General features: G+C 33.9%; 21 protein-coding genes and 1 pseudogene. 13 read left to right on the forward strand and 9 right to left on the reverse strand.

All coding sequences use genetic code 11. The features are described 5' to 3' along the window. Window positions 1-244: 244 nt before the first annotated feature. Window positions 245-370: a sporulation protein YjcZ gene (yjcZ, locus tag ACFVT8_RS07660; RefSeq protein ID WP_387083021.1), complete on the forward strand. Its 126-nt coding sequence runs from the start codon at window positions 245-247 to the stop codon at window positions 368-370. A gap of 197 nt (window positions 371-567) precedes the next feature. Here the strand turns inward: yjcZ and ACFVT8_RS07665 are convergent, their stop codons facing one another. Further along, entirely contained in the window at window positions 568-1,044 is a 477-nt protein-coding gene (locus ACFVT8_RS07665; protein WP_387083022.1) for a GNAT family N-acetyltransferase, read from the reverse strand. Window positions 1,045-1,315: 271 nt separating this feature from the next. On the opposite strand from ACFVT8_RS07665, the gene ACFVT8_RS07670 reads away from it, so the two are divergent. The 4 genes from ACFVT8_RS07670 (at window position 1,316) to ACFVT8_RS07685 (ending at window position 3,164) form a co-directional block, all read left to right on the forward strand. Then, window positions 1,316-1,666, forward strand: coding sequence for a VOC family protein (locus tag ACFVT8_RS07670; protein WP_387083023.1), 351 nt, complete (start codon window positions 1,316-1,318; stop codon window positions 1,664-1,666). 437 nt (window positions 1,667-2,103) lie between these two features. Then, window positions 2,104-2,469: a DUF2089 domain-containing protein gene (locus ACFVT8_RS07675; RefSeq protein WP_387083024.1), complete on the forward strand. Its 366-nt coding sequence runs from the start codon at window positions 2,104-2,106 to the stop codon at window positions 2,467-2,469. 13 nt (window positions 2,470-2,482) lie between these two features. Then, entirely contained in the window at window positions 2,483-2,872 is a 390-nt protein-coding gene (locus ACFVT8_RS07680; RefSeq protein WP_387083025.1) for an SHOCT-like domain-containing protein, read from the forward strand. Window positions 2,873-2,882: 10 nt separating this feature from the next. After that, window positions 2,883-3,164 carry a hypothetical protein gene (locus ACFVT8_RS07685; protein WP_387083026.1) on the forward strand — a complete coding sequence of 94 codons (282 nt, stop codon included), beginning with the start codon at window positions 2,883-2,885 and terminating at the stop codon, window positions 3,162-3,164. Between the two features lie 107 nt (window positions 3,165-3,271). Here the strand turns inward: ACFVT8_RS07685 and gdh are convergent, their stop codons facing one another. Both gdh and ACFVT8_RS07695 read right to left on the reverse strand, forming a co-directional pair. Beyond that, window positions 3,272-4,057 carry a glucose 1-dehydrogenase gene (gdh, locus tag ACFVT8_RS07690; protein ID WP_387083027.1) on the reverse strand — a complete coding sequence of 262 codons (786 nt, stop codon included), beginning with the start codon at window positions 4,055-4,057 and terminating at the stop codon, window positions 3,272-3,274. Window positions 4,058-4,072: 15 nt separating this feature from the next. Continuing rightward, window positions 4,073-4,930, reverse strand: coding sequence for a RhaT/GlcU family sugar-proton symporter (locus ACFVT8_RS07695; RefSeq protein ID WP_387083028.1), 858 nt, complete (start codon window positions 4,928-4,930; stop codon window positions 4,073-4,075). Between the two features lie 506 nt (window positions 4,931-5,436). Here ACFVT8_RS07695 and ACFVT8_RS07700 point away from each other — a divergent pair. Continuing rightward, a complete protein-coding gene (locus ACFVT8_RS07700) occupies window positions 5,437-5,583 on the forward strand; it encodes a YjcZ family sporulation protein (RefSeq protein ID WP_387083029.1) in 147 nt (48 codons plus the stop codon). Window positions 5,584-6,102: 519 nt separating this feature from the next. Here the strand turns inward: ACFVT8_RS07700 and ACFVT8_RS07705 are convergent. Beyond that, window positions 6,103-6,339 carry a hypothetical protein gene (locus ACFVT8_RS07705; RefSeq protein WP_387224245.1) on the reverse strand — a complete coding sequence of 79 codons (237 nt, stop codon included), beginning with the start codon at window positions 6,337-6,339 and terminating at the stop codon, window positions 6,103-6,105. A gap of 335 nt (window positions 6,340-6,674) precedes the next feature. Between ACFVT8_RS07705 and ACFVT8_RS07710 the strand changes: the two genes are divergently transcribed. Both ACFVT8_RS07710 and ACFVT8_RS07715 read left to right on the forward strand, forming a co-directional pair. Next, window positions 6,675-7,139 carry a GNAT family N-acetyltransferase gene (locus tag ACFVT8_RS07710; protein WP_387083031.1) on the forward strand — a complete coding sequence of 155 codons (465 nt, stop codon included), beginning with the start codon at window positions 6,675-6,677 and terminating at the stop codon, window positions 7,137-7,139. Between the two features lie 528 nt (window positions 7,140-7,667). Continuing rightward, a complete protein-coding gene (locus ACFVT8_RS07715) occupies window positions 7,668-8,078 on the forward strand; it encodes a GNAT family N-acetyltransferase (RefSeq protein ID WP_387083032.1) in 411 nt (136 codons plus the stop codon). A 209-nt stretch (window positions 8,079-8,287) separates the two neighbouring features. Here the strand turns inward: ACFVT8_RS07715 and ACFVT8_RS07720 are convergent, their stop codons facing one another. Further along, on the reverse strand, window positions 8,288-9,175 hold the full coding sequence (locus ACFVT8_RS07720) for a DMT family transporter (protein WP_387083033.1): 888 nt from the start codon (window positions 9,173-9,175) through the stop codon (window positions 8,288-8,290). Window positions 9,176-9,450: 275 nt separating this feature from the next. Here ACFVT8_RS07720 and ACFVT8_RS07725 point away from each other — a divergent pair, with 275 nt between their 5' ends. Then, the gene (locus ACFVT8_RS07725; protein WP_387083034.1) at window positions 9,451-9,630 is read left to right on the forward strand and encodes a hypothetical protein; all 180 of its coding nucleotides are present in this window, start codon (window positions 9,451-9,453) and stop codon (window positions 9,628-9,630) included. A gap of 366 nt (window positions 9,631-9,996) precedes the next feature. Continuing rightward, a protein-coding gene (locus tag ACFVT8_RS07730) for an IS3 family transposase (protein ID WP_387083035.1) occupies window positions 9,997-11,138 on the forward strand; the annotation gives its coding sequence in 2 pieces (ribosomal slippage) (window positions 9,997-10,270 and window positions 10,270-11,138; 1,143 coding nt in all). A gap of 307 nt (window positions 11,139-11,445) precedes the next feature. Here the strand turns inward: ACFVT8_RS07730 and ACFVT8_RS07735 are convergent. Continuing rightward, entirely contained in the window at window positions 11,446-12,231 is a 786-nt protein-coding gene (locus tag ACFVT8_RS07735) for a hypothetical protein (RefSeq protein ID WP_387083036.1), read from the reverse strand. Window positions 12,232-12,531: 300 nt separating this feature from the next. Here ACFVT8_RS07735 and ACFVT8_RS07740 point away from each other — a divergent pair, with 300 nt between their 5' ends. Further along, window positions 12,532-13,710, forward strand: a complete 1,179-nt coding sequence (locus tag ACFVT8_RS07740; RefSeq protein WP_387083037.1) for a hypothetical protein — start codon at window positions 12,532-12,534, stop codon at window positions 13,708-13,710. Window positions 13,711-13,761: 51 nt separating this feature from the next. On the opposite strand, the gene ACFVT8_RS07745 is transcribed toward ACFVT8_RS07740, so the two are convergent. After that, the gene (locus tag ACFVT8_RS07745) at window positions 13,762-13,902 is read right to left on the reverse strand and encodes a hypothetical protein (protein WP_387083038.1); all 141 of its coding nucleotides are present in this window, start codon (window positions 13,900-13,902) and stop codon (window positions 13,762-13,764) included. A 420-nt stretch (window positions 13,903-14,322) separates the two neighbouring features. Here ACFVT8_RS07745 and ACFVT8_RS07750 point away from each other — a divergent pair. After that, window positions 14,323-14,772, forward strand: a pseudogene (locus ACFVT8_RS07750) (NUDIX hydrolase). A gap of 296 nt (window positions 14,773-15,068) precedes the next feature. Here the strand turns inward: ACFVT8_RS07750 and deoD are convergent. Further along, window positions 15,069-15,776 carry a purine-nucleoside phosphorylase gene (gene deoD / locus ACFVT8_RS07755; RefSeq protein WP_370078833.1) on the reverse strand — a complete coding sequence of 236 codons (708 nt, stop codon included), beginning with the start codon at window positions 15,774-15,776 and terminating at the stop codon, window positions 15,069-15,071. Window positions 15,777-15,889: 113 nt separating this feature from the next. After that, a complete protein-coding gene (locus ACFVT8_RS07760) occupies window positions 15,890-16,108 on the reverse strand; it encodes a YozE family protein (protein WP_387083039.1) in 219 nt (72 codons plus the stop codon). 250 nt (window positions 16,109-16,358) lie between these two features. Between ACFVT8_RS07760 and ACFVT8_RS07765 the strand changes: the two genes are divergently transcribed. After that, complete coding sequence (locus ACFVT8_RS07765; RefSeq protein ID WP_387083040.1) at window positions 16,359-18,203, forward strand: methyl-accepting chemotaxis protein; 1,845 nt, start codon at window positions 16,359-16,361, stop codon at window positions 18,201-18,203. The last annotated feature ends 107 nt before the right edge of the window (window positions 18,204-18,310 follow it).

The raw sequence follows: 18,310 nt of genomic DNA on the forward strand, positions 1-18,310 counted from the left end.
CCATTCTTAAGGTAATTGCCCTAAATTCTTTATCTTTACAACATAATATAAAGATAAAACCGAAGTATCATGTGTTTGTGGTTATACTTTGTGTCAACTAGATAGTACCATATTCTCTGTTTTATCATTGTGTGCTAGTGCGCCCCTGAAGGCACCTCTTAAAATCGTAGCTTATCAGTCTCCAGTTTTTTAAAAAATCATACTACCTTTTCTTTCTATCTAATCAGAAAGGAGGAAAACTGTTTTGAGTTATCCTGCTTATGGAACAGGTACAAGTTTTGCCTTTGCTATTGTTTTATTCGTTCTTTTGATTATTGCCGGTCTTGGCTTGTTTTATTTATTAAGAACTTTAGTATGGAGCGGTGTGTAGTAATCTCCACATGCTCAAGATATAGTACTTGTCCTCATTTTGTAGTATATATGTTTGAATTTTTTTATTTTCACAGAGCATTGAAATGGGCCAACTGATCCTAGATAATATGTTTAGGCTCCATTCTAGGGCTTGCGTATACTAACGGAAGTCCTTTTTCATGTTTATATTTCGATTTCAATATTCAAGATACTTCATTAAATATTTAATTTCATTTTTCTGTTTACGCTTTTCATATTAAAATGTTTATAGAAATCAATTGCTTTCGTATTAAATTCCCAAACATTTAATTCGACTGAGTTAACTTTCTTTTCTTTTGCCCAAGTTATACAAGCATTGAATAACAACTTTCCAATTCCTTTTCTTTGTAGGTCTGCTCTTATACCAAAATCATGTACATAAGCATATTTTCGTTGAACAAGCGACTCAAAAGGAGGAGAAGCTTCAACACTTATGACTGCGAAACCCGCTACAATTCCATCTTCCTTCGCTATAAGAATGTCACTCTCTTCGTCGTCCAATAATTCTTGATAATAGGATTCGGGCATTACGGAATCGACACTTTTAAAAATACTTGGTTCCATCATTACATGCTCTTCATGTCCTTCTTTTACAATCTCATTTACTGCAAAATAATCTTCCTTTGTTGCGATAAAAATTTCGATTGGCACCATTTTAACCTCCTCATATAAATCGCCTATTTTTTACATTTTTTAAATATTAGAATATTCCCACCTTTATTATACAGACAAACAACAGGCTGTGGCATAATACAGCAATTTTGCATCATTTTCAAAGAACCTTAATATTCAAGAATTAACAAAAAGTAGGACAAATAAAGGTTATAAATTTTCGATAGTAAAATTCAATATGATTGTACAAGGGGATATGAAATTTTTAGCGAATTAATGTTATATTCACTATTCATAATTGGAGGTAGAATTTATGAATCCCATATTAAATCAAGTCGGAACAATTTTTATCCCTGTGAGTAATATTGAAAAATCACGTAATTGGTACAGTGACCTATTCGGGTTACAAGCAGATGGTGAGATATTATTTAGTCATTTATATATAATACCTATGAACGGAACGGGAATTGTATTAGATAGCAAGATTTATTCAGAGGAAAATATATTCAAAACCCCACCTTTTCATTTAAATACTACGAATATAGAGCAAGCATATGACTATATGAAGGGGAAGAATGTCGAATTAACAACAGATATTGAACATAATCAATGGTTTAATTTCAAAGATCCTGATGGAAACCATTTAATGGTTTGCAAATGTTAATCTTGTTATATGAATAAGTTATCTTATTTTAGTAAAGTGTTTAATTCTCTAGTCCCAATCATTCTGATTGGGACTTTTTCTCTGGCAAGTATTTATACTTCAATATTAATAATGTAACTCTGTATCATCAATTGTCATTTTCTACATATCGATCTGTAATCCATAAATGCATTTAACTTATTCCACCCTATTCTTGCATCAGGTACTTCCTAAAAGATAAACTTGCTACAACACAGTCAAACAGTCATTTTCAAATCCCCTTTCAACCATTATTACAAATATCCATACTTGAATGAATAACCAAAACTGAACAATTAATAATTTTAAACACAAAATTAACATTATTAATTTTTGTATTAAAGAAATTCAATTTTTGTTATTTACATTTTAAATTACTCGTTATATAATCAATTCAACAAAAAGGAAGGGATCTCATTATGGCTTATCAAGTAATCACAAATTGTCCTGTCTGCAGTAAAACATTAAAAATTACTAAGCTGCAGTGTTCTCATTGTCACACGACGATTGAAAATGAGTTCGAATTATCTAAACTTGCATCCTTATCAAAGGATCAGCTTCATTTTGTGGAAGTATTTTTAACATGCCGAGGTAATATCAAAGAAGTTGAAAAGGAACTAGGGATTTCGTATCCAACAGTTCGAGGCAAACTAACAGACATCATTTCAGCCCTTGGATATGTGCAGAAGAAGAAAAATGAAGTAGACGAGAAAAATGTTGTCACTATGTTGGAAAATGGCGAAATCACACCAGAAGAAGCGATTAAGCTCTTAAAAGAGGAATAAGGAGGAACTTATCATGAAAGAAGAAATTTCAAGAGTTTTAACAATGGTTCAAGAAGGAAAGATTGATGCAGATAAGGCTTCAGAACTGATTCAAGTATTAAAAGAGAAAGAAGAAGCAGGTAATAAGCTTACTGAAGAACCAACTAAATATTTAGATAAAACTTTAAAAATTCGTGTTGTATCAGCCGAAAATGATAACGTCACAGTCAATTTGCCTTTAAAACTTGTCAAGGTAGTATTAATGGCTGGACACAGCATTGCAGCGGGTATTCCTCAATCGGAGAAATACGTTAAAGATATAGACATTAACCTTATTATTGAAGCCATCGAAAACGAATTAGATGGTCAGATTGTTGATATTAAATCGGCAAACGGGGATACCGTTTCGGTTATCATTGAATAGTGATTAGCTTATGATGCATGTAAAAGTGAAAGCAAAAGACGTTCGGTTTACAATCCCAATTCCATATGCTTTTTTAAACATTGCTATTTCAATTTTGTCTTCGAAATTTTTACAACAACAGGTAAACAAATGGACAAAAGAGCAGTTCGAAAGAAAAAAACTGGACTTTACTTTTCCGCTAATAGACAAGAAAACGCTAAAGCCTATTGTCAAAGAACTAAGAAATTATAAGGGCATCGTGCTAGTAGATGTCAAAGCTAAGGACGGTACTGAAGTTAAGGTTAGATTATAGATTACGCCGACCACTGGACTGGCACCGAAGCTCAAATAAGCATAACCCCGTTCTATTTTTAGGACGGGGTTATGCTTATTTTTAAACATTTAAATTAACACCTTTACTTACCCACGACCAGCTTGGAATTCAGGATATAAAGTCATCCCGCCATCCGCAAATAGAGTCGTTCCTGTTACATAACTTGCCTGTGATGAAGCAAGCCATACTGCGACAGCGGCAATTTCTTCTGGCTTTCCGATATACCCCATCGGAACCATGCTTTCCACATCTGCACGTTTGGCTGGATCTGCAAATTTTTCAGCATTAATAGGTGTATTGATCGCTCCAGGTCCGATATTATTGACACGAATTCCCTTTGGAGCATATTCTAACGCTAATGTTTCTGTCATTAACTTAATGCCCCCTTTACTTGCAGCATAGTGCACGAATAAAGGCCAAGGAATTTTTTCATGAACACTAGACATATTTATAACTGTACCTTTAATATCATTTTCTACGTAATATTTAATGGCTTCTCGACTTCCTAAAAACGCACCCGTTAAATTTGTATTGATTACTCTATTCCAATCACTTAGCGGCATTTCATGTGAAGCTACTGGATTTTCTATCCCTGCATTATTAATCATGACATCAAGGGTCCCAAACTCTTTTACAGCTGTCTGAACGAGATTGATGACATCCGCTTCAACTGTAACATCACCTTGTACAGCTATGGCTTCCCCACCGGCTTTCTTAATTTCTTCCACTACAGCTTTTACATCTGCTTCATTTGAACGATAATTAATCACTACTTTCGCTTTTTCTGCTCCGAAGCGAATGCCCATTGCTTTACCTAGTCCCGTTGCAGCACCTGTAATCACAACAACTTTTCCTTCTAAATCTGGATACATACAAGACCCTCCTTTTTATCTTTTCGCAATTCCCAACATAATTCCAGCAGCTACGATAAAAACAATCCCAATGATAATTGCTATGAGTTGCTTTTTTGTTTTTTTCTCACCTAATATAAAAATTCCGCCTAAAGTGGAGATGATAATCCCCATTTGGGAAAGAGAGAAACTAGTTGCAACACCAACACGTGGCTGAGATATGAATAAAAACATGTTTCCGGCCGCCCAGATTAAACCTGGGATAATATTACGAAACGCATATTTATTAAACGGTTTATGCTTAAAGGTTAATAAAACCCCACCTATTACCATCCCGATTGCTTGTGGCAATAAAGCAGACCATCCACTAACATTGAATAAACGTATTACCACCACATATACTAAATAACCAAATGTTGAAACAAGTAAAATTAAAATTCCCTTTTTCAAATTGCTTCCGTGCTCTTCTTTTTTCTCTTCTGGATTTGGAAGAGATGTAAGAACGATACCAACAATGATACTAATTAGTGCAAGAATACCTAATATAACCGACATTGTTGTCGACCATTCATGGAACACAATTACGCCAAATAAAGTTGTGGATACTAATTGTAGCCCTGTCGAAATGGGCATCGTTTTGGAAACACCCATTAAATCAATACTTTTCAATTGGTTTACTTGTCCTAATGCCCAAAAGAGACCTGATACAATTCCGACTCCAATCACTATAGGTGATAACTCAGGCTTTACAAAAAAATAAATACCTATTGAGAAAATAAGTGCACCAAATGTTGTCCCAAGTACTTGACTATAGGGCCCGCCACCGAGCTTGACGTTAAATAATACTATACTTCCCCAAAAGAGAGCTGGTAATAATGCTAGGATAATGTCCATTACTTTAAACTTTTCACCTCTCTAAATACTTTATTTGATTCTGACTACTGTCACTCAATACAAAATATCCACAATACATTTTTATGATGCACCCAGGGAAATTTTTTATACTTTTAGGTTAAAAACATTTTTTGATTTTTTTATGTAGAACTTCACTTTCTTAATACAAAAAATAACCAAGACGGCAATTAAGCTATCTTGGTCTTTCATATTTTAAATCACCGATTGAAGGTGAACTATTTTTTATTTATAAATTCTTTTCTAAGACATTCCACTCTATAAAAAGAGTGATCTTATCATAATATATATTAAGCTAAATTTTTAGCTACACCGCCTTGAATTGTTACTAGGGTCACTTCTATATGGTGGCCCTTTTTTATTTCTAACAGTACGTTAAAATATTAATCATTTCCCAAAATTTCTATTTAGGTAATATTTGTTGGATAAATACCTTTCCCACTTTCTATAACGATACATATTATAGATGTAGAAAGGAGGAATTCTTTATGGGATGCTTCGGAAACTATAGCAATTACAACAATTGTTACTACGGAGGTTATAGCTATGGAGGTGGCAATAACGGATCAACATTTGTTCTAATTGTTGTTCTGTTCATTCTTTTAATTATTGTCGGCGCTACTTTCATAAATTAATCTTTATAAGAAAAACTCATTGGAGCTATTAGATTTTACACCAGTTCATTCAAGGTCACTTCGACAGAGTGACCTTTTTTAAGTAATGAGATAGTACACGCCCTTTAGAATATGGCCTTGCCCAGCCTCTTCAAACATCAAATGATCTTACCATAAACTAGTACCAACAATAATTTTTTCTTAATATCTTATTGTTTTTATTCATAAGTATTGTCGGCACTAGCTTCATGCTATTAATAAATAATACCAATACTACGCTTTGATGCTCATATCTAGGGAAAATTAAGATATCCCTACCTCCAAAAATTATAAGTTAAGGATCACTTTCCTCCAATGACCCTTTCTATTTAAGACTTTATAAACAATAGTCGCTTTTGGATATTGTAAATTTAATTAGTCATCTTTTTACACTTTTATTAGGTAAAGTACGCCATTTATTCCCAACTAAAATAATTATTTGTATGAACTGGAACGACCAACTTTTATTAAGTTATTGTCGTTTCTTTTTTAATAGGTATTTTAGTAATAGCGTGGGTTCGTTTGTTGGTGATGGTGGTGGTGCGGATGGCGATGATGGGTTGGATATGTTGTATGTGTTGGGTAGTAATGCATTGGGTAGTAATGGTGGTGGGTTGGATAATGATGGGTTGGATAGTGTTGAGTCGGATAAAAATGGGCTGGTGCAGTAACCGGGTAATATGGATGTCTCCCACCATGTTGTCCCCCATAACCATCATGCCCGTAATCGTATCGCATAATTTTTCCTCCTTTCGATTTCGATATAGGTTATGCTATAAAAGCATTGACAGTCTACGCAAATGCCTAGAGGCTAGTCATATTGCCCCCTCTTCACACCTACAAACCAAAGAACAATCACCATCCCAACTATTTTTCCTTTAGTCAATCTAAAACTTATAAATTGAGCAGGTTAATTACATTTTTTAAGTTTTTATAGTTCCTGGAATCGGAAATAAAGGAATTTAACATAACAACTTCGAATATTGAAGATGTACAAGTCATTGTAAAGAACATTTAGCAAACAAATCCAACTGACAAAATTGGGTATTTGATTTAGTAAAGGGGAGATTTTAATGAATATAGTGATCAAAAGAACCAATGAAATTGAGGCTCCTATTCTTTTAGAAATACAAAAAGAAGCATTTGAAGATGATTTAAGAAAGTATGAAGACCACGATACAAGTCCAGTAAATGAACCGGTTGAACGATTACTTCGAAAAATTGAGCTTTTTAAACATTATACCATATGGCACAATAATGAGATTATCGGGGGTATAGATGTGCGTGATTTAAAAGATAACAAATATCGATTAAACAGGATATTTATATCAAAAAAATATCAAAACAAAGGACTTGGTAGTCAGATAATGAAATTGGTAGAGGAAGAATTCCCTTCAGCAGTTGAATGGGTTTTAGATACACCACATTTAAACATTAGAAATCATCACTTCTACGAAAAAATGGGCTATAAGAAAATCGGTCAACATCAAATAAACGAAAAGCTTATTTTAATTGATTATACAAAGAAGATAAAGTAATAGATTGTTGCTGTTAAAACATAAAAACAGAGTTAATCTACAAAATGTGTAGAATCAGCTCTGTTTTTATATTGGATATTTCGTAATTCAAATATTTAAACTAAAGCACCCGTTCATACAATAAGAAAAAAGAATTGTCTAAAAAAGCTCAAGCCCTGTTAGTTTAAGAGAAGTTTTTCACAATCTTCACTATACTATTTGTTTAAATCTTTGATATCTCTAAAAACCTTACATACGTTACACCCAAAATTACTTACCAATGTTATAAGAGAATCTTGTTGTTTATCCTATGAACTATAAAACTTATCCCAGGATCGCAGCCTTCAAAGTGGTAATCAAACATGCCCTCTTCTTTTTGTCATGCCTTCCCCCCTACGGATAAAAGATTTGTAGAGTCACTGTATTTTTATAATTTGGGTATAATTCAAATAATTCAACCAATAACGGGAAATAGTTTGAAAGGAGGTATAAGGCAGTGGATAAAGTACGTTTACACTCTTCAAAATAAAATTTTGAGGAGGAAGTAAAATGACAATTGTATTTAAAGAAGAAAAGTATATTAATAAGAACGATTTAAAAGCACTATATGGGGATGTAGAATGGTACGCATATACAAAAGATTTAGACCAGTTACAGCAAGCATTGTTAAACTCTATCTATGTATTATCTACATTGGAAAATGATCAATTAATTGGTTTAACAAGAGTTGTAGGTGATGGTCTTACAATCCTTTATATACAGGATATTTTAGTATTGAATAGCCATCAAAATCGAGGCATCGCGACTGATATGATGAATCATATTTTAGAAAAATATAAAGATGTTCGTCAAAAAGTTCTTTTAACAGAAGAAGCCCCTGATGTCCGTCATTTTTATGAAAAGAATGGTTTTCAATCTTGTGACAAAGGAACACTTGTAGCTTTCGCAAAAATGAATTAATAGTGTGCAAATGTAAAACATTTCATCCAACGAAACAATAAACGAATTTTTGATATATCCTCTATTTTAGGACTTGAGTGTATGGATTCAACTCATACATCCAAGTCCTTTTTTTGCTTTTTCAGGATAGCCCCCATACTATTGTACATGGCTTTGTCATCAGTATTCATATTTTCTTACATCAAATATGTTGTCCTCAATGTCTGGATTCACGTTTGTTTAATTTTTCGGGGAATTTTAAATCCTAAAGCTATAGCTGCGCCTATACAGCTAGATAGACATCCAATTATTAAATAAATTGAAAGAGGTGATTCACCAATTAAAACAGAGGCTATACCTCCAATTACTGGAAATAAAGCTACCATGTACCCGCTTTTGGCAGCACCTATTCTTTCTACAAGCTTTAAATAAAATAGCCATGCTAGGAAAGATGCTATTAATGTTAAGTACAATAAAGCAGAGATATATGTAATTGATGTAGGAATGATGATCTTTTGTCCTTGTAACAACACAATGATTGACATTAAAATACTTCCTACTGCAAAACCAATAGCATTCGAATAGATAGGATCAATCTTTACTCTAGCATTCCTTGCAGAACTTACATCACCAATTGCTGTAAGTACTGTACCTAAAAGAGCAATCATTATGCCTTTTATAACAGCTATGCTAGAAAAATTACTTAAAGAAGGATAAATGAGAACACACACACCAAACACCCCTAGAAGTCCGCCTAATAAAACACGAGGATGTAGTTGTTCTTTTAAGAAAATACGAAGAGCTAGCGGCGTCAATATCACTTTTAATGAAAAGATTAATGTTACAATTGCTGCTGAGCTTAATATTGTTGCGTAATACAGGCATAAATAACTTAAAGCAAAGTTACATATACCAAACACAACGATAAATGGTATATCCTTCCTTGCAGGTGCCCCTTTTGGCTTAAGAAACAATACTAGAGCAATAAATAAAAATGCAGTAATAACTAGCCGATAAGTCAAGGATAATTCTAAGCTTACTGGCGTCCCTTGAATTTTCACTGCAATAAAATTAAGCCCCCACACTATTAAACAAAACACATACATTAGATTAGTCACTATATTTACTACCTTCTGTCGTTCTTTAATTAACGAAAAATCTAAGGAGAATAACCCGTAGTCAGGAAAGCATTCTCTCCTCTTGAAATCATCGCCTAATATATACTATCATTGCATATTAAATTTGTAAAAAAGTTTTTCCATTTCCTGCATCTAAAAGCCCTCGCTGGTCATTGTCTTTTTTGTTTAAATAAGCAAGACTACTTTTATAACTGTAATTTCATACTTATTGTTCTTAAACTAAATCCCAATTTTTCGTATAGCTTAAGAATTTTATGGCTTTAAATTTAATGAACGACATCGTTACCGGAAAGCGGTCCTTAGAAGAGGCTCGTCGTGCTGCAACTGAAATCGAAAAAGCTTTCCGTTTAAAAGGTAAATTTTCAGCATACACCACTGGATTTCTATTCCCCAAACAATATCATACCGCTGATCCCGATGTCAGCTCTTTTTAAGCAAGCCTAACAGCCCGGTGTTTACGTTATTACATTAGTATTGTTTATCTAGACTACCATTTCATTTCAGATTATTTTTATCTTTAAGCACAGCACATTATAGATTTTTTAAAAGCATCTACAGAATTATATATAATTCCGCTTTATTTTAAATAATTAAGACCACCCATCACGGAGTAATCTTTTTATAGTTTATTCAGGTAAGCTCAAGACATCGACAAATATCCTATCCGCATTTCAAACAACCATATAAAAAGCCCACTTATCAAATAAACGCACTGACCTAGAAAAGTGAGACAAATAAAAACACCTTTCGTTGAAAAATGGGTATAAGCATACCAAACAATCAACGGAGGTGTTTTTTCTATGGGAACAAGAGTAAGCTATCCAATAGAAATAAAAATGAAAGCAATTGAAATGAGATTAGCAGGAGTCCCGGTCAAACAGGTATTAGAAGAATTAAAGATTAAAAATAAAACACAATTGAAAACATGGATGTGTTGGTATCGCAAGGGAGAAATACATCGATTACACCAACCTGTGGGGAAACAGTACGCTTATGAAAAAGGGCCTGAACATGCATCAGAAGAAGCTCGTTTACAAGCTGAAAATCGTTATTTAAAACAACAAATTGAAGTGCTAAAAAAGTACGAAGAATTGGAAAGGAAGTGGTTGGACAAGTACTTGTAGAGGCTGTTGAAGAATTGAAGGGACAGATGCCTATTCAGACAATTTGTGAATTCCTAGGGGTTTCACGCGCTACCTATTATCGTTGGAAAAAAGAACAGGGGAAAATCTCTAAAAAAGAGTTGCGTGATCAAGCAATCGGAAAAGTTTGTGCAGCCCATCAATTTCGTTATGGTTATCGCAAAATCGCTACGTTTTTCTCAGGTATTAGCGAAAAGACAATCCAACGTGTGATGCAAAAATATAATTGGTCATGTCGTGTAAAAGTGAAGAAACAAAAACGTACAGGGCAGCCTGCACAAATAGCTGATAATAAATTGGCTCGAGATTTTCACGCAGACCAGCCCTTACAGAAGCTCGTAACAGATATTACTTACTTGCCTTTTGGACAATCTGTGTTGTATCTTTCAAGCATTATGGATTTGTTTAACGGTGAAATTATTGCGTATACAATTGGTCCTGTTCAAGATACGAACTTTGTCTTAGATACGCTTCATCAACTCCACCATCTTCCAGAAAGGGTTACCTTGCATAGCGATCAAGGCTCTGTATATACATCGTATGACTATCAAAAAGCAGTAAAAGAAAAAGAAATTACCATGAGCATGTCTCGTAAAGGCACGCCCGCAGATAATTCCCCAATCGAAACGTTTCACTCCTCGCTAAAGTCAGAAACGTTCTACCTTGACGGCATACACAGCACAACGAATGCATGTGTAAAACAAATCGTCGAAGATTATATTACTTATTATAACAATATCCGTATTCAAACGAAACTAAACAACCAGTCGCCCGTTAAATACCGGCAACTGGCTGTTTAAAAGGTGTTTTCTTACTGTCTCAAAAACGACAGTCAGTGCCTAAATAAGAAGGCTTTTTATAATGCATAGTCTATCACTTATCTCCAATTGACTTTAATAGATTTACTGGAAAATAGCTAACTTTCGAATCCGTTTCATTCTTTACATATTGATTAGTACCTAGCGATGAAAAAGCGCTTTCCTTTGAATACATCCTGTCATCATCAGCTAGAACGTATCCTTCTATTAGACTAAGTTGCACTCGTATATCCTCTGTTAACTCAGAACGCAAGTACAATTTCTTTTTTAAGGTTTGATTCCTAGTTCCTTACTTGCCATTCACCGGTTTCAGTAGATTTGCTGGAATGTAATTGAAATAATATCTATCGAGACCCACCTCTACATAGCCATCGATCTCAATCCCCGATAACTGGAAGATAGTTCCCTTCACCATTCTTGTATAACTTGGAGCCCCCTTCATCGGAGCACTTAAAAGTTCTGTATCTTCTGTTAATACATAAGAACCTTTATTTATCTTTTCGAAAATACGAACATCAGTGCCATCAATAATGGCGGTTTTAATTACAGGTCCTCCTTCAATATCTCCAGCACAATAATGGTAATTTAATTTGCCTTTCTCCATAGAAACTAAACTTGATTTCGGACCAGTACAAACCTCTTCTCGTTTTCCGACTATTAAAGGTTGACCATATGCGATGTCTTGATATTGGTAAGGAATTTTCACGCCCTGATGATTAATCATGACGTAGACTGGATTGTTATAAATAGATGTACGAATATCGATTGGTACTTCTTTGAACACTACCAAATCAGTCGCTTGTACGCGATATTGCCCCATCTGGTAGAATGTTTTACCATCATACTTTTCAATATCATACGTTCTAAAGAAGTTATTTCGCTTAACCACTAGCGAATCAAACGTTCCATCTGGATTTTTTTTATATACCTTGATGTCTTTTTTAAAAGTCATTTTTCCTGTTTGCCCTTTTACAACTTCTGCTCCATCATACATCACTTTCGCTTCTGATTTTGTTGGATATGCTACCGCTATTACTAATGTGGCTAGTAACATAATAAAAATAAACTTTTTCATTATTCTTCCCCTACTCAGCTTTATTTTAGAAAACATAATCACCTAGTATTATATACTGAAAATCCAATATTCTACCAATAAAAATATAATGATAAAAAAATCCAACAAAAGTAGAGAGTTTTTCCATAAAATAAATTCACTCATCAACCATTTAACCATTTAGAATGGTACAGGAAGTTCACTGTGCATTTTGTCATCTACAGTTAATGCAATCTAATGATTTTAAAAAAACGAACTTTTTAATTGGTAAATCGTCCAATTATTAGCAATAAAAATTTAAAAATAAAAGGAGAAATACATATGAAAAAACCTATAAAAAAAACTTGGATGATTGCTTCTGCACTTACAATAGGTATGGCTGTTCTGACACCACTTCAAGCAGGAGCTGCATCAGTAGATACAAAAGATAATAGTATTATTACTGTTCAACTTGAACAAAAAATTACAGGAACTATTAAAAACATCTACGATGATGGAATGAAACTCAAAGGAAAGGATGGTAAAAATTACTTTATCAGTTTCCACAAATTTTCTGATGAACAAATAGAAAAAATGAAATTAGTAGAAGGACAAGAGGTCTCTATAGAAGGTTATACTGCTGAGAGCTATTCCGACTTCTTCACTTTTGAAGTATTTAAAAAAGGCATACCTGAAGGGATAACAAAAGAAGATCTAACAAAATTAGAAAAATTGTTTAATGAAATGAAACACGTACAAAATGAAATTAAAAAAGGAGTGGAAAAACTAACAGATGAAGAGATAGAAAAGAAACGTGAGGAACTACAAAAAATTCACGAAGAAATATATACTATCACAAAGCCATATATATTAGCTAATTGGCAACCTCAAACATTTGAAGAATATATGGGAGATTACGGATTTAATAAAAAAAATATTATAATTAAAGAAAGCGATAACGCACAACTTAAACCTATTTATGAAGAATGGATAAAGCTTAAAAAAAGTGGTGACGAGGAAAAAGCTAACAAAATAATTGAAGAGTTTGATAAAATCCTTGAGCCTTATTTAGATGCGTTAAATCCACCGGAAACATTTGAAGAATTAATGGATAGCTTAAAGAAAGTCACAGAATTTTTTGATATCCCCACTGAAACTTTAGCCAAACTAAAAACTCTTCATGGGGATTTACAAAAAGCATTAAAAGAAAAAAATGATGAGTTGTATGATAAGTTACACGAAGAATTCTATGGACTCCTTAATCAGTTTGAAAAACCTCAAACATTTGAAGAATTCATGGCTGACTTTGAATTCAAAGTTAGTGAAACAGATAGCAAGAAATTAAAACAACTTTATGAAGAATACGAAGCACTTGATAAAAAGAGAGAACAAGAAAAAAGCGAAGAAACATGGGAAGCTTTTTACAATATTTTAGCCCCATATATTAAAGCAAATGAAGAAATTCTTATCTCTGCTTCTAAAATAACGATAAACGACCAAGACTATCTTCCACAACATTAACCAGTTTAAAATCGGGGTTATCCTAAAAGTTATTAGGGATTAACCCCTTTTTTATCTCCGGACAATATACCCTACTACACGAGGCACGACTACGGCGTTCTTCTTATCAACAGTTTTATTAACATCTTTGGAAGGTTGTTTAATTGGTTGTTCTATAAAATCATACATAGTCATTTGTTTTTGTTCTTCCATACCTTATATTCCCCTCTCTACCATTCCAACCAATTTTCTAAGTTTGGTCTGTTATTTATTTGTGTACGATCCTCACGTTCATTAAGCCAGTTATAAAACGGTATAGGTAGTTCTCTACTCACTGTTTCTTCTCTTTTATATATGATGATTTAATCGATTTATTACTCAAACCTCCACAGCCTTACTATATACTCATACAAATACAGCTCTTAATTTACTTGTAGCTGTTAGTACGCCATCTATCCATTGCAATTTTGAATAGTTAGTTTAGAGAAATTAACTTTGAACAATTTACTGAACGTTGGATGAATATGTATGTTATCATTTATCTTCCAACTATAACTTTGCTATATTATGATTCTTTACAGATAAAATTTTTCATTTAAAAGAATTGAAATACGGTTAAATGTAGGAGGAAACATGAATTATATAAAATCTTTACGCAAATATGTTGGAACAAATCCTATTATTGCACCAGGTTCGGCAATCATTGTTTTAAACAGAAAGAATGAAATACTATTGCAATTACGTTCAGATACAGATGATTAGGGGCTTCCAGGCGGTGGAGTGGAAATAGGAGATAGTTTTGAAGAAACTGCTCAAAAGGAGTTGTATGAGGAGACAGGATTAATTGCTCAAGAATTGAAATTAGTTGGATTAGCTTCAGGGAAAGAATTATATTACAAATTTCCACAGGGGGATGAAATTTATAACGCGACGGCAATTTTTAAAGCAACTGCTGTTAAAGGCATTATTAAGCAAAATGAGGAGAGTAAAGATTTGAAGTATTTCCCTTTAGAAAAACTTCCAAATTTAAATTATACAACATTGAAAATACTAGAAAAAGTTGGATATATTTCAATTGATTAGATACGACGGGCTATTATCAACATTTCGTTACAAAACAAAAAGCTAAACTACAATCTAGTGCTTGTGTATAAAATTACATACAGGCCCCTTTGTTATGCTTCCTCAATCACTTTTAAGCCCTCATGCATCACTCTGATGACTAATAGATTCAAGTAAGTGTATTATTAGATGATTCTGTATTAAATTAAAAAGCCCATTAGGCTCTGAGTTATTCAGTCACCTAACAGGCAATTTATATACAACTTTAAATGTTAGTCCCTTTGAAATTTATTCCAAACTTCAAATCCTTGATAAGACTATTCTTGAATTGCTGCTTCTAAAGCTACAACGATCATATCGTTGAATGTAGTTTGACGTTCTTCTGAAGTTGTTACTTCACCAGTTAGAATGTGGTCACTTACTGTTAAGATAGAAAGTGCTTTACGACCGTGTTTTGCAGCTAATGTGTAAAGTGCTGCTGATTCCATTTCTACAGCAAGTACGCCATATTGAGCTAATTTTTCGTTTTGATTTTCATCAGAATAGAACATATCCGCTGTAAAGATATTACCCACTTGTAAGTTTAAGCCAGCTTCTTTACCTGCATTGTATGCTTTTAATAGTAAATCAAAGTCTGAAATCGGTGCGAAATCGATAGCTCCGTTCCAAATGATTTGGTTCATACGTGTATCAGATGTTGCTGCTTGCGCTAAAATTACGTCACGAACTTTTACATCTTTTTGAATTGCACCACAAGTACCTACGCGGATTAATTTTTGAACATCATATTCTTGCATTAATTCTGTAGCGTAAATCGAGATTGAAGGCACACCCATACCAGTACCTTGTACAGAAATACGTTTACCTTTATACGTACCTGTATAACCAAACATATTACGAACTTCGTTATAGCAAGTAACATCTTCTAAAAACGTTTCAGCGATATACTTTGCGCGTAATGGATCTCCTGGAAGTAAAATTGTGTCAGCGATTTCGCCTTTTTTTGCATTAATATGAATACTCATACTGCAATCCCTCTTTTCTGTCAGTCTTCACTATAAATAATACTGTGTTTCTCATCTTTTCGCAATGCTAGACGTCTAGCAACTTTAAATAAATTATATTGTTTCAACTTATATCATGCTTGATCTACATATAATGCCCACAACTCATCAAAAACATCTATTTTTAAGTTGTCTGTGGCGTAAGATTCAACGTATGAAGAAAGCTCATCAAAGTCTGTGCTCTGCTTAGGAAAATTATGTTCATGGAACATTTCCTCTGCAAATCGCACCTTCGAGTCTGACCAATCCCCGCCTCTGAACATTAGTACATACAAATAAAAGCTCTTTTTCATTCTAGAAATCCCCTCTTTACTCTTCTGCTTTCCGCTAGTTTATCAAAAAATACCTTCCTCGTCACAAAAATATCTACTAAGTATTTTATCCTACTAATATCAACGGGACTATTTTGCGAATCCCTTAGACTTTCGTCATAGAAAAATAATATGCTATTTTATCTGAAAAATGAAAATTATTAGAAAAAATGATAGAAATGCCTAGAAAAATAAGGTAAAATTTAAATCGACTATTCAAAATAGGAAGGTGATGGCGATGAAAAACTCTCATAAATCCAAGAACTCTGTACAAAAACGCCGGTCTCTCTTTAAAACTAGCATTTCAAAAAAGAAAGCAAATGATTTAGAGATAGATAGGCATAATATCCCTCCTACTAAAGAAAAACGACAACGTTTTTACCATTTAATTCGAGGCAAAGTACTTATTATTTTCTCTCTCATTATTATTATTAATGGCACAATGGGTTTATTATCGTATAACAATATACAAAATCTGCAAAAACAAATGAAGGATTTTACTGAGAAAAACGTTCAGGAACAATTAACTGTCAACCAACTTGCGTACGATATTGCTAAGCTCACTAATTTAGAACAAGCCTATTTAATTACCGGGAATGGGAGCTTTGCTACTTCATATAATATGAAAATTGATTCCATCGATAAAAAAATAAATACCTTAGTAGCGCAGTTTACAAATAGAGAACTAGAATTAAGTCATATACAGGCGATCGATCAATATTATAAAAATTACCTTGAATACTCTAAGAAGGTCATGACAATGCGTGATGAACTTGGTCTCGAACAAGCTCGCAAACTCGTCATTGGTGGTACTGGAGAAACAATGAAAGTCTATATTGATAAAAATATTGAGTCCATTAATTCGGTGATGGATGATGCTAATAAAGCAAAATTAGATAAACTTAACAAGCAAGTTACACTATCAATTACTTCTTTCTTCTTCATTTCACTACTTGGATTTATTGCAATTATCATTTTTGGTTATATGTTATTTAAATCATTAAGAAACAATACTCAGGCTATTAACCATTCCATTCTCGACATAGCACAGGCTGGTGGCGATTTGACACGACGTGTTCAAGTTCGTAATCGTGATGAATTCTCAACTATTGCCGCTTCAACTAATACGCTTATTGATTCTATATCAAATCTGATTAAACGTGTCAGTAATCTGGCGGACCACGTTTCTAGCAGTAGCCAGGAGCTTATGTCATTAGCCGATGAAAATGCTCGGACAATACAAAATATTGCAGATGCTACAGCTGATATTGCGAGTGATAGCGAGAATACGATTTCTAGTATGACTAGCGCCCAACAAAAAATGAGTGATCTTGAGCATTCTGTACACCAGCTGAATGAGCAAGCAAATGCTGTTCAGCGTGCATCATTTGCTATGCAGCAAGCAGCCGATGAAGGTAGTCGCTCAGTTCAACAATCTTCATTAGTCATACAATCTATAGAAGAAACGATGGCCTCCACTACTAGTACAGTCGAAGCACTCGGTCGAAAATCCGCCGACATCACATCTATTATCGGCACGATTACTGCTATTTCAGAACAAACAAATTTACTTGCCTTAAATGCTGCGATTGAGGCAGCACGCGCTGGTGAGCATGGACGAGGCTTTGCCGTTGTCGCTGATGAAGTTCGAAAGCTAGCAGTACAATCGCAAACTGCCGCAAAAGAAGTAACATCCATTGTAACGTCCATTCAAGACGAAGTAACATCCATCATCTCTCAAAACTACGAGGGTGTATCGTCTGTTATTCGTGGCGTTGAAGTAACGAATGAAACAAACCAATCTTTAACCAATATTTTAACGCATACGAAAGAAACGACGACAATTATCGCGACTATGGTGGAGAAAATTGCTTTAACACTTGATTATAGCAATGCTGTAGCGAATGATTTTGTCCATGTTAATGCCTATGCTGAACAATCAGCTACCAACACAGTCACTTCTGCTGCTGCGGCAACTCAAGGATCTGCATCCATGCAGGAAATTAATGCTGCTGCCACAGAGCTTGCTCAACAAGCCGATAGTCTACGAAATCTTGTCAGTGAATTTAAAGTTTAAAGTGGCTCAAAATCGCTACTATTGTAGTTTATAAAATCGGTAAAAGGATGTTCATTAATAATGAAGCAAATACATGATTTAGCACCAAATGTTAATGGAAAAACAAT

Source organism: Lysinibacillus sp. NPDC058147 (genome assembly GCF_042884205.1).
GTDB lineage: Bacteria > Bacillota > Bacilli > Bacillales_A > Planococcaceae > Lysinibacillus.

Excerpts from the sequence above, each read along its gene's own strand:
- ACFVT8_RS07665 (WP_387083022.1), bottom strand. The coding sequence starts at position 1,044 with ATGGTGCCAATCGAAATTTTTATCGCAACAAAGGAAGATTATTTTGCA.
- ACFVT8_RS07670 (WP_387083023.1), top strand. The coding sequence starts at position 1,316 with ATGAATCCCATATTAAATCAAGTCGGAACAATTTTTATCCCTGTGAGT.
- ACFVT8_RS07675 (WP_387083024.1), top strand. The coding sequence starts at position 2,104 with ATGGCTTATCAAGTAATCACAAATTGTCCTGTCTGCAGTAAAACATTA.
- ACFVT8_RS07680 (WP_387083025.1), top strand. The coding sequence starts at position 2,483 with ATGAAAGAAGAAATTTCAAGAGTTTTAACAATGGTTCAAGAAGGAAAG.
- ACFVT8_RS07685 (WP_387083026.1), top strand. The coding sequence starts at position 2,883 with ATGATGCATGTAAAAGTGAAAGCAAAAGACGTTCGGTTTACAATCCCA.
- gdh (WP_387083027.1), bottom strand. The coding sequence starts at position 4,057 with ATGTATCCAGATTTAGAAGGAAAAGTTGTTGTGATTACAGGTGCTGCA.
- ACFVT8_RS07695 (WP_387083028.1), bottom strand. The coding sequence starts at position 4,930 with ATGGACATTATCCTAGCATTATTACCAGCTCTCTTTTGGGGAAGTATA.
- ACFVT8_RS07700 (WP_387083029.1), top strand. The coding sequence starts at position 5,437 with ATGGGATGCTTCGGAAACTATAGCAATTACAACAATTGTTACTACGGA.
- ACFVT8_RS07705 (WP_387224245.1), bottom strand. The coding sequence starts at position 6,339 with ATGCGATACGATTACGGGCATGATGGTTATGGGGGACAACATGGTGGG.
- ACFVT8_RS07710 (WP_387083031.1), top strand. The coding sequence starts at position 6,675 with ATGAATATAGTGATCAAAAGAACCAATGAAATTGAGGCTCCTATTCTT.
- ACFVT8_RS07715 (WP_387083032.1), top strand. The coding sequence starts at position 7,668 with ATGACAATTGTATTTAAAGAAGAAAAGTATATTAATAAGAACGATTTA.
- ACFVT8_RS07725 (WP_387083034.1), top strand. The coding sequence starts at position 9,451 with ATGGCTTTAAATTTAATGAACGACATCGTTACCGGAAAGCGGTCCTTA.
- ACFVT8_RS07735 (WP_387083036.1), bottom strand. The coding sequence starts at position 12,231 with ATGAAAAAGTTTATTTTTATTATGTTACTAGCCACATTAGTAATAGCG.
- ACFVT8_RS07740 (WP_387083037.1), top strand. The coding sequence starts at position 12,532 with ATGAAAAAACCTATAAAAAAAACTTGGATGATTGCTTCTGCACTTACA.
- ACFVT8_RS07745 (WP_387083038.1), bottom strand. The coding sequence starts at position 13,902 with ATGGAAGAACAAAAACAAATGACTATGTATGATTTTATAGAACAACCA.
- deoD (WP_370078833.1), bottom strand. The coding sequence starts at position 15,776 with ATGAGTATTCATATTAATGCAAAAAAAGGCGAAATCGCTGACACAATT.
- ACFVT8_RS07760 (WP_387083039.1), bottom strand. The coding sequence starts at position 16,108 with ATGAAAAAGAGCTTTTATTTGTATGTACTAATGTTCAGAGGCGGGGAT.
- ACFVT8_RS07765 (WP_387083040.1), top strand. The coding sequence starts at position 16,359 with ATGGCGATGAAAAACTCTCATAAATCCAAGAACTCTGTACAAAAACGC.